15 protein-coding genes are annotated in these 13207 nt (G+C 64.7%); 7 read left to right on the top strand and 8 right to left on the bottom strand.

The genetic code is table 11. From position 1 onward, the window contains the following. Positions 1 to 19: 19 nt before the first annotated feature. A complete protein-coding gene (locus JQ628_RS24700; RefSeq protein ID WP_212226265.1) occupies positions 20 to 1459 on the top strand; it encodes an MFS transporter in 1440 nt (479 codons plus the stop codon). A gap of 51 nt (positions 1460 to 1510) precedes the next feature. Here the strand turns inward: JQ628_RS24700 and JQ628_RS24705 are convergent, their stop codons facing one another. Then, complete coding sequence (locus JQ628_RS24705) at positions 1511 to 1963, bottom strand: VOC family protein (protein WP_212226267.1); 453 nt, start codon at positions 1961 to 1963, stop codon at positions 1511 to 1513. A 122-nt stretch (positions 1964 to 2085) separates the two neighbouring features. Here JQ628_RS24705 and JQ628_RS24710 point away from each other — a divergent pair, with 122 nt between their 5' ends. The 3 genes from JQ628_RS24710 to JQ628_RS24720 all read left to right on the top strand — a co-directional run bounded on the left by JQ628_RS24710 (position 2086) and on the right by JQ628_RS24720 (position 5292). Continuing rightward, positions 2086 to 2787, top strand: coding sequence for a thermonuclease family protein (locus JQ628_RS24710; protein WP_212226437.1), 702 nt, complete (start codon positions 2086 to 2088; stop codon positions 2785 to 2787). Between the two features lie 67 nt (positions 2788 to 2854). Next, positions 2855 to 4366 carry a M48 family metalloprotease gene (locus tag JQ628_RS24715; RefSeq protein WP_349628118.1) on the top strand — a complete coding sequence of 504 codons (1512 nt, stop codon included), beginning with the start codon at positions 2855 to 2857 and terminating at the stop codon, positions 4364 to 4366. Between the two features lie 227 nt (positions 4367 to 4593). Continuing rightward, positions 4594 to 5292, top strand: a complete 699-nt coding sequence (locus tag JQ628_RS24720; RefSeq protein ID WP_212226269.1) for a GntR family transcriptional regulator — start codon at positions 4594 to 4596, stop codon at positions 5290 to 5292. Between the two features lie 110 nt (positions 5293 to 5402). Here JQ628_RS24720 and JQ628_RS24725 read toward each other — a convergent pair whose 3' ends face one another. The 7 genes from JQ628_RS24725 to JQ628_RS24755 are packed head-to-tail and all read right to left on the bottom strand — an operon-like array spanning position 5403 to position 11531. After that, positions 5403 to 6515 (bottom strand): Zn-dependent alcohol dehydrogenase, encoded by a 1113-nt coding sequence (locus tag JQ628_RS24725; protein ID WP_212226270.1) that lies wholly within the window; start codon positions 6513 to 6515, stop codon positions 5403 to 5405. Then, positions 6516 to 6824, bottom strand: coding sequence for a DUF6166 domain-containing protein (locus tag JQ628_RS24730; RefSeq protein WP_212226272.1), 309 nt, complete (start codon positions 6822 to 6824; stop codon positions 6516 to 6518). It lies immediately after the preceding gene. 16 nt (positions 6825 to 6840) lie between these two features. Continuing rightward, a complete protein-coding gene (locus JQ628_RS24735; protein ID WP_212226274.1) occupies positions 6841 to 7560 on the bottom strand; it encodes an ABC transporter ATP-binding protein in 720 nt (239 codons plus the stop codon). After that, positions 7560 to 8363, bottom strand: coding sequence for an ABC transporter ATP-binding protein (locus tag JQ628_RS24740; RefSeq protein WP_212226277.1), 804 nt, complete (start codon positions 8361 to 8363; stop codon positions 7560 to 7562). Before JQ628_RS24740 ends, JQ628_RS24735 begins: the two co-directional genes overlap by 1 nt. Before the next feature lies 1 nt (position 8364). Further along, positions 8365 to 9375 (bottom strand): branched-chain amino acid ABC transporter permease, encoded by a 1011-nt coding sequence (locus tag JQ628_RS24745; RefSeq protein WP_212226280.1) that lies wholly within the window; start codon positions 9373 to 9375, stop codon positions 8365 to 8367. After that, a complete protein-coding gene (locus JQ628_RS24750; protein ID WP_212226282.1) occupies positions 9372 to 10253 on the bottom strand; it encodes a branched-chain amino acid ABC transporter permease in 882 nt (293 codons plus the stop codon). Before JQ628_RS24750 ends, JQ628_RS24745 begins: the two co-directional genes overlap by 4 nt. Positions 10254 to 10256: 3 nt before the next feature. After that, positions 10257 to 11531, bottom strand: a complete 1275-nt coding sequence (locus JQ628_RS24755; RefSeq protein ID WP_212226285.1) for an ABC transporter substrate-binding protein — start codon at positions 11529 to 11531, stop codon at positions 10257 to 10259. Between the two features lie 189 nt (positions 11532 to 11720). Here JQ628_RS24755 and JQ628_RS24760 point away from each other — a divergent pair, with 189 nt between their 5' ends. From JQ628_RS24760 to JQ628_RS24770, 3 genes are read left to right on the top strand one after another with little or no spacing between them, the layout of a single operon-like run. Further along, complete coding sequence (locus JQ628_RS24760) at positions 11721 to 12524, top strand: sterol desaturase family protein (RefSeq protein ID WP_212226288.1); 804 nt, start codon at positions 11721 to 11723, stop codon at positions 12522 to 12524. 25 nt (positions 12525 to 12549) lie between these two features. Continuing rightward, positions 12550 to 12948 (top strand): hypothetical protein, encoded by a 399-nt coding sequence (locus JQ628_RS24765; protein WP_212226291.1) that lies wholly within the window; start codon positions 12550 to 12552, stop codon positions 12946 to 12948. A 15-nt stretch (positions 12949 to 12963) separates the two neighbouring features. Further along, positions 12964 to 13170 (top strand): hypothetical protein, encoded by a 207-nt coding sequence (locus JQ628_RS24770; RefSeq protein ID WP_212226294.1) that lies wholly within the window; start codon positions 12964 to 12966, stop codon positions 13168 to 13170. Positions 13171 to 13207: the final 37 nt, after the last annotated feature.

The raw sequence follows: 13207 nt of genomic DNA on the forward strand, positions 1-13207 counted from the left end.
TGACCTGAGGAGTTAGATCGTGAGCAGCGCGTCCCTGATCCTGACCGACGGCAGCCTTGCGCTCTCCGAGCCCAAGGCCGCCGGCGCACAGGGCAGCACGAAGGTGCTCGCCGCGTCGAGCCTGGGCAGCTGCCTCGTGTTCACCAGCAGCGCCGTCGTCACGGTCGCGCTCGCGGCGATTGGCCGAGACATGCACCTGTCGCCGCTCGATTTGCAGTGGGTGATGAACGCCGAGCTGCTGCCGCTCGCGGCCCTGACCCTGGTCGCCGGCGCTCTGGGTGACCGGTTCGGACAGAAGCGAATCTTCCTCGCGGGGATCGCTCTGTTTGGCCTGAGCGCGACCGCGATTGGTTTCGCGCCGAGTTTCGCCGCGCTCATCGCCGGCCGGTTCCTGCAAGGCCTGGGCGAAGCCTTGATCCTGCCCAACGGCCTTTCCGTGCTCGGGCAGGCCTTCCCCGCCGACAAGAAAGCCCATGCGGTCGGCATCTGGTCCGCCGCCGCGGCTGTCGCCAGCGGCATCGCGCCCGCGATCGCTGGCGCGATTCTCGATCACGGCTCCTGGCGGACGACCTTTCTGATGCTCCTGCCCGTCGTCGCCGGCGCGCTGGCCGTCGGCACCGTGTGGATACCCAGGGATTCCTCGACGAGCGACGCCCGGGGGGTCGACGTTGGTGGTGCGGTCTTTTCGACAGTCGGATTCGGCGGGCTGGGTGCGGGGCTGACCAGCCTGACCAACGGCGCCGATCTGAACCTTTGGGTGCTCGTCACCCTGATCGTCGGTCTCGGCGGCTTGGCCGGCCTCATCGTGACCGAACGGCGATTGGGCGACAACGCCATGCTGCCTCCGTCCCTTTTCGCCTCGCGGTCGGTCGTCGGCGCGAACCTGTTCACCGCGCTGCTCTACGGCGCGTTCACGGTCATGCTGACCCTGATCCCGTTCGTGATGATCCGGGGCGCACACCTGCCGACCCTGGTGGCGGGCCTGGCCTTCATTCCCCTGCAAGTGATGATCACGGTCGTCTCGCCGCTTGCCGGCATGCTCTGCCGCGGGTTCGGCCGGCGCTTTCCGTTGTTCGCCGGCGGAGCCGTCGTCGCCTTGGGATGCGCCATGACGCTCCGTATCGGTCCGCATGCAACCTATTGGGCGGACGTCTTCCCCGCCGTCCTGTTGCTGTCGCTGGGCATGAGCCTGGCGGTTGCGCCATTGACGACTCTCGTCCTCACCTCCGTCGAGCCCGATCGCGCCGGAACGGCGTCTGGTGTCAACGGCGCGGTCTCGCGCGCCGGGTCCCTCTTCGCCATCGCCCTGCTCGGCGGCGTCCTGCAACAGGGCGGTCCTCAGCTGTTCGCCGGATTCCACATGGCGATGGTTGCCGCGGCGGTCGCGTGCCTTCTCGCGGCGCTCGCGGTGTTCATTATCGAGCCGGGGCCTCACGTCGACTTCATCCCGCGAGACTGAGCCGTTCGGTGTCCGTAATCAGCAGGCCGGCAACGCCGGCCAAGGCCGACGTCATTGCGAGGACTGAAGCGACCCCAGCAACCCCTTCCCCGGCACATGATTGAGCTCGAGCCGGATGCCGTCGGGATCCTCGAACAGGATCGAGTAGTAGCCGGGCGCCCATGGATCCTCGCGCGGTGCGCGGATGATGTTCGTGCCGATCGTAACGAGGAAATTGTGCAGTTCGTCGACATCGCCGCGCTCGCGGGCGCGGAAGCAGAGGTGATGCAGGCCGATGCGGTTCTGGTCGAACGCGGCGCCTTCGTTTTCCGGCGACGGCGCGCGGATCGCGATCCCGGTGCGGCCGCCGACGGCATAATAGACGCCGTCGGAATCGATCATCGGCTTCAGCCCAAGGAAGGGCAGCAGTTTTCGGTAGAACTCGCGCGAGCGTTCGAAATTCGACGCGGTCAGGAACACATGCGCGATGCCGTTGATCTCCATCGTCTCCCCCTGCGCTGCCATTTCAGCTAGCCTGCCGGGCAGCATACAGGAACAGGCCGCACCTCGTGTCCCGAATCCGAAGCGCGCTGCCGCGCGCCGCACTCGCCCTCAGCCTCTGGCCGATCGTTGCGGCCGGCAACGCTATGGCTGCGCCCTGCTCGTTCGAACCGCAAGGCGAAGGCCGCGTCGCCGCCATCGTCGATGCACGCAGCTTTCGTCTCACCGACGGCCGCGAAATAAAACTTGCCGGCATCGAGCCGGCCGCGAGCGATGCGATCAGCCGCAGCGCCGCGTTGTCGGCGCTCATTCTCGGACGCGACGTCACGCTGCGCGGGGCGGACGATGCGCCGGACCGCTACGGCCGCCAGCCGGCCTTTGTGTTCCTCGATGGCGCCGATAATTCAGTGCAGGCCGCGCTTCTTTCGCAGGGCGAGGCGCTGGTTTCCGCCGAGATCGCCGACAAGGACTGCGCGGCCAGCCTGCTGGCGGCCGAGGCCGCCGCCCGCGCCGCAAAAAGGGGCATTTGGGCCGGTTCGGCCGTCATAAAAAACGCCGAAAGTCCGGGCGATATCTTGGCCGGGAATGGGCGTTTCATGCTGGTCGAAGGCAGGGTCTTGTCGGTAAGACAGGCCGGGGCAACCACTTATCTGAATTTCGGCCGGAACTGGACACGGGACTTTGCTGTGACTATTTCGAGGCGCGTGCTACCGTCGCTGGAGGCGGCCGGCGTCGCGCCCAAGTCCTTGGAAAATCGGCGGATTCGGATTCGCGGTTTCATCGAAACGCGAACCGGACCGCGGATCGATCTGGTTCGGGCCGGACAGGTAGAACTGCTGGGCAACTAGCGCTGGGCTCCCAATGGCGGGCGCCGGTTTTCGGACAAGGTCATGCGCGATAAGGCGCTCAAATTGAGTGGCTGAGGTGACTGGGATTTTGGGAGGGCACGCAAGGCAGGAAGGCCGTCGCCTCTGGGCGGCGCCCGTGCTGCTGTGCGCTGCATTCGCCCTGTCCGCCTGCGGCGGTCTTGGCGGTCTCGGCCGCTTCGAGACATCGGCGCCGACGCTGTCCGGCACGCCCGCAAAACCAAACCGCACCATTGCGCATACGCCGGCGAGCGAGCGCGAGCATGAGCGCATCCTCGCCTCCTATGGCGGCGCCTATGACGATCCAAAACTGGAAGCGCTGATCGGCAAGACCGTCGATCGCCTGGTTGCGGTATCCGACAGGCCGGAGCAGGCCTACAAGGTCACCATCCTCAATTCCGGCGCGGTCAACGCCTTCGCGCTGCCGACAGGCCAGCTCTATGTCACGCGCGGCCTGGTCGCGCTCGCCAGCGACACCTCAGAGCTTTCTTCCGTGCTGAGCCATGAGATGGCGCATGTGCTGGCCAAGCACGCCTCGATCCGCGAGGACCAGGCGCGCCAGGCCGCCGTCGTCACCCGCGTCGTCACCGACATGAGCAACGATCCCGACCTCACCGCGCTGGCGCTGGCAAAAACAAAACTGACGATGGCGAGCTTCTCGCGGGCGCAGGAGTTCGAGGCCGACGGCATCGGCGTCGGCATTTCCGCAAAAGCAAAGTTCGATCCCTATGGCGCTTCGCGCTTCCTGTCCGCGATGGAACGCAACGCTGCGCTGAAGGCCGGCAAGACCTCGCTCGACCCGCGCGCGCAGGACTTTTTGTCGTCGCATCCGGCGACGCCCGAGCGCGTGCAGAATGCACGCAACACCGCGCGGCAATATACCTCGCCGGAAGGCGGCGAGCGCGACCGCGAGACGTATCTCGCCGCGATCGACAACATCGTCTATGGCGAAGACCCCAGCGAAGGCTTTGTGCGCGGCCGCCGCTTCCTGCATCCCAAGCTCGGCTTCACTTTCGCCGCGCCGGAAACTTTTACGCTCGACAACACCGCGCAGGCGGTGATCGGCGTGCGCGAGGGCGGCACGCAGGCGATGCGCTTCGACGTGGTGCGCGTGCCGGCGGAGCAGTCGCTGACCGACTATCTCAATTCCGGTTGGATGGAGAATGTCGACAAGGTCTCGACCGAGGAAGTCAGCATCAACGGTTTTCCCGGCGCCTCCGCCACCGCCAGCGGCGACCAGTGGCAGTTCAAGGTCTATGTGCTGCGCTTCGGCAGCGACGTCTATCGCTTCATCTTTGCCTCCAAGCAGCGGACCACCGAGAGCGATCGCAACGCGCGCGAGACCGTCAACTCGTTCCGCCGCCTGACGCTCGAGGAAATCCAGGCCGCGCGTCCCCTGCGCATCAAGGTGATCACCGTGCAGCCCGGCGACACCGTGGAATCGCTGTCCCACCGCATGGCCGGCGTCGACCGTCCCGCCGAGCGGTTCCGCATCCTGAACGGCCTCGAGCCGCACCAGCAGGTCAAGGTGCGCGACCGCGTGAAGATCGTGGTGGATTGAGGTTCACCGTCGTCCCGGCCAAGCGAAGCGCGAGCCGGGACCCCTACTCACAGCACCCTATTGTCATGCTTCGCTGGAGCGCCAGCGAGTTTCACCACACCCACCTGTGGTTATGGGTCCCCGCTTCCGCCGGGACGACGGATGAGGCTGTGGCCTCTGCACGCTTCCATGATATATGATCGATATATGCTTGGGTTGGGCGGTGATCCGCCTGTTCGCAAGCCGCAATGAGGGGCGTCTTGAAAGCAAAAACTTCGACAAAGCGGCGAGCCCGCAACGGCGAGGCCGAGGACGGCACTCTCACCGACCGGGCCTATCGCGAGCTTGAGGAGATGATCGTCACCCTGCAATTGTCGCCCGGCACGATTCTATCGGAACAGGCGCTGGCGCAACGGCTGAAGATCGGGCGCACCCCGATCCGCGAAGCGCTACAGCGGCTGGCGCGCGACGGCCTCGTCGTGATCATGCCGAGGCGCGGCATCATGGTCTCCGAGATCAATCTGCGCCTGCAATTGCGGCTGCTGGAGGTCCGGCGCGAGCTGGAGCGGCTGATGGCCTCGCTCGCCGCCGAGCGCGCCACGCCGGAAGAGCGCGCCGAATTCGCCGAAGTGGCGCAGGCCATGATGGAAGCCGCGGAAAAGTCCGACGACATCGCCTTCATGCGGCTCGACCAGCGCTTCAACATGCTGATCGCCACCGCGGCGCGCAACGAATTCGCCCGGCGCTCGATGGGACTGATGAACGCGCTGTCGCGCCGGTTCTGGTACCAGCACTATCAGGAGGTCGCCGACCTGCCGCTGGCTGCAAAGCTGCACGCCGCAGTCGCCGAAGCCGTGTCGCAGAAAAAGGCCAAGGCCGCCGCGATCGCCTCCGACAAGTTGATCGACTACATCGAGGATTTCGCGCGAAAGACGCTGGATACTTGAGCGGGCGGCCCGCGCCGCCGCCGTAGGGTGGGTAGAGCGCAGCGAAACCCATCAATTCTCGCACAACCAGATGATGGGTTTCGCTTCGCTCTACCCATCCTACAGGCAAATTATTCAAACATAATCACGCTGCGGATGGTCTCGCCGCGCTTCAGCGCCGCAAAGCCCTCGTTGATTTCCTCCAGCGCAATGCGGCGCGAGATCAATTCATCCAGCATCAAGGCGCCGTCGAGATAGGCCCGCGCCAGCAGGGGAAAATCGCGGCGTGGGCGCGCGTTGCCGTAGCTGGAGCGGCGGATCCGCTTCTCCTGCATCAGCGAGCCCCAGCGGAACGACACGTCCTTTTCGACATCGACCTTGCCGAGCCAGATCACATGGCCACCGGGCCGCACCGCCTCGGTGGTAGAGCGGAATGCCGCCGCGCTGCCGGCCGCCTCGATCACCACATCGACGCCGCGGCCGCCGGTCGCGCGTTTCCCAAAGGCAACCGCATCTTCCTTCGATGCGTTGACACCCTCCGTCGCGCCCATTTTGGCAGCAAGCGCCAGCTTGGCCGGGTCGAGATCGACCGCGATGATGGCGCCGGCGCCGGCCAGCCGCGCGCCCTGCACCGCAGACAATCCCACCGCGCCGCAGCCGATCACCATCACGGTGTCGCCATGCGCGATGGCGCCGAGATTGAGCGCGCCACCGGCGCCGGTCATCACGCCGCAGCCGATCAGGCAGGCGCGGTCGAACGGGATTTCCTTCGGCACCGGGATCGCCTGCTGATCGGAGACGATGCAATATTCGCCGAACGAGCCCAGAAACATCAGTTGCCGGACCTCGTTGCCATCGGCCAGCGCCGCGCGGCTGCCGCCGTCGAACGCGCGCGCCTTCGGGCCTTCGCCGAGATACTGTTCGCACAGGATCGGCGCGTCGCGGTCGCAATAGAAGCAATGCCCGCAATGCGGATTCCAGGACAGCACGACGTGGTCGCCCACCTTGACGCCGCGCACCGCTGCGCCGGTCTGCTCGACCACGCCCGCCGCTTCATGGCCGAGCACGATCGGCATGGGATAGCGCAGCGAGCCGTCGATCACTTCGAGATCGGTATGGCAGAGGCCGGCGGCGCGGATCCGCACCAGTACGTCCGTCGGCTGCAATTCAGCAGCGGTGACTTTCTCGATAGACAGCGGCGTCTGCGCCGCATGCAGCACGGCGGCCCGGTATTGCAGCGACATTCAGGCGACCGCCTTGCCGGGAAGCGCCGTCAGCGCCAGATCGATGTCATCGGACGTCATTTCCCACTCATTGCCGAAATTGGCGACCACCGCCTGCATAAAGCCCTCGACCGCCGCTTTGGCGGCATTTTGGTCACCGAGATGATCGACCAATAGCGCCAGCGCAAGCTGGCGCGGCTCCGGGCCCTCATAGCTCCACTCAAAACCGTTTTTGGTGTACTCGGCCACGCCGGTGGCGGGATCGAGCGGCGCGCCGTCGACAGTCACCTTGACGCCATCGATGGTGCGGTCTCCGATATAGTGTTTCATGCTGCTCTCCTATCTTTTATGAGGCAGTCTCGACCTGGCCTGCGATCACCCGCATGACATTGCGATCGCGATGGGCTTGCGCCAGCGTACCCGAAAACATCACCTCGCCGCGCTCCAATACATAGATGCGGTCGGCATATTCGGGAATGTGGTGCACGTTGGATTCGGCCATCAGCACGCCCTTGCCCATGGCGCGGATCGAGGCGACCCCTTCCGCGATCAGCGGAATGATCGCCGGCGACAATCCTTCGAACGGCTCGTCCAGCAGCAGCAACTTCGGATCGAGCGTCAGCGCGCGGGCGATCGACACCATCTTGCGCTCGCCGCCCGACAATTGCGCGCCGCCGCGCGCCAGATATTGCCGCAGCTTTGGAAACACCGTGTAGGCTTCTTCGGTGCGGACATTGGCCGCCCGGCCGGTCGGCCGCGTCCAGGTCGAGAGTTCGATATTCTCCGCGACCGTCAGATCGGCATAGACCTCGGACTCCTCGGGCGAAAAGCCGATGCCGGCTTGCGCGATCTGCCAGGTCGCAAGCTTCGTGAGATCGGTGCCCTCGAAGGTGATGCTGCCCGCTAGCGGACGGCGATAGCCCATGATGCTGCGAAACGTCGTGGTCTTGCCGGCGCCGTTGCGCCCCACAAGGCAAACGAGTTCGCCCGCGCCCACCGTCAGGCTGATGCCGTTGAGGATGCGGCTGCCCTCGATATCGACCTTGAGGTTCGACAGGTCCAGCATCAATGCGCCTTCTTGCTTTGCGGACGGGTTCCGACCACGGCCGCGATCATCGCCGGGTCCTTGAAGAACGCGTCGGGCGGCATGTCGGCGAGCATGGCGCCGCCCTGTAGCGCGACGATACGGTGTGAATAGCGCTCGACCAGGTCCATGTCGTGCTCGACCTGCACGATGGCGCGGACGCCGGCCGCCTTCGCGGCGGTGACCAGCACCTCCATGATGGCATGCTTGTCGCCGGTCGAGACGCCGCTGGTCGGCTCGTCGAGCAGGATCACGGTCGGATTGAGCGCAAAAGCGCTAGCGATGTCGAGCAGCTTCTTTTCACCTTGGGAAAGCGTCGAAGCGACGGTATCGAGTTTGCCGCGCAGGCCCAGCACCTCGGCGACGCGCTCGATATCGGCTTGCAGGACGCTGTCCCGCCACAGCGAGCGGAACGGATTGGCGATGCGCCGCAGCCGTGACGCCACCGCGACCGCCAGCGTTTCGCGCACCGTGAGCGCCGGAAAGATATTCACCAGTTGAAAAGCGCGCGACATGCCGCGGCGCGCCAGCTCCACCGGGCCGACGCCGGCGATGTCCTGGCCGAGAAAGCGCACTTCTCCGACCGTCGGCCGCAACAGGCCGGTGACGACATTGACCAGCGTGGTCTTGCCGGCGCCGTTCGGCCCGACGATCGAGACGAATTCGCCGTCGCTGACAGCAAAGGAAATGTCGCGCAGCGCCGTAAACGGGCCGTAGCTCTTGGTGACGTTGATCGTCTCGAACAAGGGTTCGGCGTTGGGAGCGGCGGCGCGATTGGGCTGCATCTCATCGCCCTCCGTTGCGCCGATTGAACAGGAGGCTGACGGCCCCCGACAGGCCTTGCGGCAGGAACACGACCAGCAGGACCAGCACGCCGCCCATCACGAAGCGCCAGTATTGCGTCAGCGACATCACGAAATCCTGTAGCAGCACGAACACCAGCGCGCCGATCGCGGGTCCCGCAAAGGTGCCGCTGCCGCCGAGCACCGCCATGAACACGAGATTGCCGGAATGGGTCCAGTATGCCAGTTCGGGATCGGCGAGGCCCGTGGTGACGGCCAAAATCGTGCCGCCGATGCCGCCATAAACCGCCGAGATCACGAAGGCCGCAAGCCGCATGCGAAATATCTGCACGCCGACATAGGCGGCCTTGCCGGCGTTCTCGCGGATCGCCTTCAGATGCAGGCCGAACGGCGATTGCGTGATGCGCCACATCGCAAGGCCCAGCAGGGCGAACAGCACCAGCGAGTAGTAGTAGAACGGCCCGGTCAGGAACGCGGTCTTGCCGCCGCGCCACTCCATGCCGAGCAGCAGCGGCCGCAGCACGCGCATGCCCTGATCGCCGCCGGTGACGGCGTAGAACTTGAACAGGAAGGAGTGGAACAGCATGCCGAACGCCAGCGTCAGCATGCCGAAGAAGATTCTTGTGTAGCGCACGCACAGCAGGCCGGTGACGATCGAGACCAGACCTGAGCCCAGCGCAGCCGCCAGCAGCAGCAGCTCAAAGCTCTTCACGCCGAATTTCGAGGTCAGCGCCGCGGCCGTATAGGCGCCGATGCCGAGAAACATCGCATGGCCGAACGACAGCAATCCGGTCGTACCGAACAGCAGATTGAAACCCAATAGCGCGATGCCATAGCCCATGAACGGCAGCATCAAGAGCAGCACATAGGGCGAGGCGACAAACGGCAGCAGCGCCATGATCGCAAGCAGGGCGAGCAGCACCCATAGCCCGCTGACCCGCGGCATCGCGCGCGGCACGGCAGGCGAAGCAATGTCGACCGACGGCATGCTCACGCGGTGGCCTTTCCAAACAAGCCGGCCGGCCGGACGATCAGCACGAGCACCACCACCAGATAGACCGAGAGCATCTCCATCTCCGGCATCAGCGAGATCGACGCCGCGCGCATCAGGCCGACGATCAGCGCGCCGACGATCGCCCCGCGCATGCTGCCGAGCCCGCCGATGACGACCACCGCAAAGGATTCCACGACCAGTTCGACCGCCATGTCGAGCGAGGCGGCGCCCGACGGCACCACCAGCGCGCCGCCGACCGTGCCCAGCATGCAGCCGACGGTGAACACCAGCGCAAAAATCTTCGAGGCGTTGACGCCGAGCCCCTCGGCCATGTCGCGGTTCTCGGCGGTGGCGCGCACGATGCGCCCGGTCTTCGTCCGCTCCAGGAAGTATCCGAGCCCGACCGCGATGGCGATGCTGGCGGCAATCACCAGCAGATTATAGGTCGGCACCCGCACGCCCAGCACGTTCGCGGTGCCGTAGACGAGATAGACGTTATCCATGGTGCGCGGCGTCGCGCCCCAGATATAGCGGAACACGTCCTGAAACATCAGCAGGAAGCCGAAGGTGAGCAGCAGTTGATAGCTCTCGTCGCGCCGGTAGATCGTGCGCAGCACCCGCTCGATCGGCAGTCCGACGAGGCCGATGGCAAGGCCCGCCAGGATCAGCACCGGAAAGAACAGCAGCGGCGGCAGGCCGAGCTTGAGCGCAAGGCCGACCGCCGTAATGCCGAAATAGGCGCCCAGCGCATAGAACGAGCCGCACGCCAGATTGACAAGCTTTTGCACGCCGAACACGAGCTGCAAGCCCGCGGCGACCAGGAACAGCACGGCGGCGTGGAACGTTCCGCCGAGGATGACGTCCACAAGCTCCGTCATGCCTCAGACCGGCATTTTGGCGGTCTTGATCCACTCCCAGAAATCCGCGCCGGGCGGCTTCTGAAGTTGCGAAGCCTCGAACACGTCGACCGAGGCCAGCGTCGGGAAATCGTACTTGTTGGTGTTGGTGGATGGGCCCTGGTAAAACACCTGCTCGGCGATCTTGTCCTTGCGGAAGCGGCCCTTGCCGCCGAGGCTTTCCACCTCGAGGCCGGGGATCGCTTCGGCCACCTGCTCCTGGGTCGGCCATTTGCCGGCGGCCTTTTGCGCGGCCTCGACACCGGCCTTGTAGGTCGCCATCGCGAAATAGGCACGGTCGGCTTCCCAGTGCGGCGCTTCCTTGTACTTGTCCATGTAGTCCTGCACGAAGGCCTTCTGTAGCGGCGAGGCCTGCGGAAGGTCGAAGTACAGCGTGTTGTGGCCGAAGATGATGCCTTCCGGCGTAAATTCCTTCTTGAGCTGGTTGATCTGCCAGCCGGCCGCCGGCAGCACCATCTTGACGCCGTCGAACAGGCCTGCGGCGTGTCCCTGCTTCATGAACACAGGCAGGTCGGCGAACAGCATAGAGGAGAAGATCAGGTCGGGCTTGGCCGCCTTCAGCGCGGCGATGTGCGAGGTCAGGTCCATGGTGCCGACCTTCGGCCATTGCTCGGCGACGTATTCCGCCTCGATGCCGTAGCGCGTCAGGATTTGCCGGAACGCTTCCCAATTATTGCGGCCGTAGGAATAGTCCGGGTTGATGCCGGCCACGCGCTTGAACTTGCCCTTGAAGTGCTTGACCGCCAGCAGCGATCCCATCACCGCTTCGCATTCATTGTCGGTGGAGCGGAACACGTATTTCGGATTGGGCAGCATTTCCTTGACGCCGTCCTGCGTGGTGCCGTCCCACATCACCACAAGCGCCTGCTCCTCCTCGGCCACCGGCGCGACACCGAGGCTGACGCCGGTCGAGATCAGGCCCTGAATGGCATCGACCTTCTCTTGCAGGATCAAACGCCGGAGCCGCTCGATCGTGTCCTTTGGATTGGTTTCTTCCTCGATCACCAGATCGATCTTGCGCCCGGCAATGCCGCTGTCCTTGTTCAGGCGTTCCACCGCCCACTGCACCGCGCGGATGCCGCACTCGCCGGCGGTTCCGGCGGCGCCCGATCGCGGTGCGATGATGCCGATCCGAAGCGGCTTGTTCTGCGCCAGTGCCGGCGCAAAGATCCCCGGCGCGGCGGCGGCCAGAATTCCGGTTCCTGCCAGCTTGGAAAAGTCGCGGCGCGTCAGCTTCATGGAAATCCCTCCCGAGGGTAGCGGCGCGTCTATCGCGCGCCTGTTGCCATACCATAAATATATCAGCGACATTGCATCAAGCGATTTTTCGGGGAAACGCGGCAAAACAGCGCCATTGCCCGGCTAATAGATTGGTGATATATCAGACGCGAACGACGGGAATTGCAGGCATAGCGACGGAGGCGAGCGATGGAACTGACATCAAGCCCGATGACCGAGCGGCAGCGCAATTACCGGGCAAATTACCGATATCGCATCGCCGGCTGGTACAATGGCTGGGTGCATGTCTTCGTCATCTATGTGATCGGATTCACGGCGCTGTCGGTCTATTTCGCCAACATCAGCAATCTGCGCTGGTGGGAATTGCTGATCGTGCCGGTGACGTTCCTGTTCGCCAATTTCTTCGAGTGGTGGATCCACCGCTACGTCATGCACCGGCCGTCGCAGATCAAGGCGTTCCGGGCGATCTACAACCGCCACACCCTGATGCATCACCAGTTCTTCACCGAGCAGGAGATGCGCTTTGCCGACCATCACGACTGGCGCGTGACGTTCTTTCCGCCCTACGCGCTGGTGACATTCACGATGATGTCGATCCCGCCGGCGCTGGTGCTCGGCTTTCTGGTCTCGCCCAATGTCGGCTGGCTGCTGATCGCGACGACGACGTCGATGTACCTGATCTACGAGTTCATGCACTTCTGCTGCCATGTCGACGAGGGCTGGTTCGTCCGCAACGCTCCCTTCGTCAACACGATCCGCCGCCACCATACCGCCCATCACAACCAGTCGATCATGATGGAGCGCAACATGAACCTGACCTTCCCGGTCATGGACTGGGTGTTCGGCACCTCCGACCTGAACCGCGGCCTGCTCGGTCATCTCTTCAACGGCTATGACACCCGCTACGTGAAGACCGACATGCGCAAGACTTCGCGCACGCCGAAGCCGGCCATGACGTCGCCGCCGACGGGATATGCGACGCCGGCCGAATAGGCCTCGTGCTTCGAAGGGCAAGGCGATGGACGCCATCGAGCCGAACTGGGTTTCCTCGCTGTATTTCGCCGTCTTTGCGACCGGTTGCGCGCTGGCCTTCCTGATCCTGGCCGGGATGTTTCCGCTGCGCGCGCGGCCTGACACGGCAAGATCGAGCCTCGCCGCGCTGCTGGTGGCGGGCAATGCGGTGCTGCTGGTCCTGCTGCTGACCGGGACCGGTTTTTTCGGCTACACCGAGCTCCGATGGAGCACGCTGATCGTCGTTGGTGGTCTTGTGGTGCTGTTCGCGCCTGGCCTGTTCGAGGCCCTGCCTGCATCGCTGCGCGATGGCCGCACGGGACTGCTCGTGCTCGCTGGCGTGCAGGCGATCGCCCTCGCGGTGCTCGCGAAGGTCGGTGGTCTTTCATGGGTCGCCATGTCGTAATCGGGAGATCGAGCCATGCCTGTCAGAATCAAACTCGCACTGTCGCTGGTCGTCGTCCTGGTGACGGCGATTGCCGCCTATTGGCAGAACACGCTCGGCCACGACCGCATCCAGTATGTGGTCGCCTTCCTCGGCGCCTTCATGATCTTTGCGATGTGGCTGTTCCCCGAGGTCAAGCGCGAGGAATCCGCTGGCGGGCTGCGGCGGGATACTGTGCGCTAGGCTTTGCTGGCGGAGCCGTTTCAGAATCCTTGGCGGG

Source organism: Bradyrhizobium lablabi (assembly GCF_018129385.1).
Taxonomy (GTDB): Bacteria; Pseudomonadota; Alphaproteobacteria; order Rhizobiales; family Xanthobacteraceae; genus Bradyrhizobium; species Bradyrhizobium lablabi_C.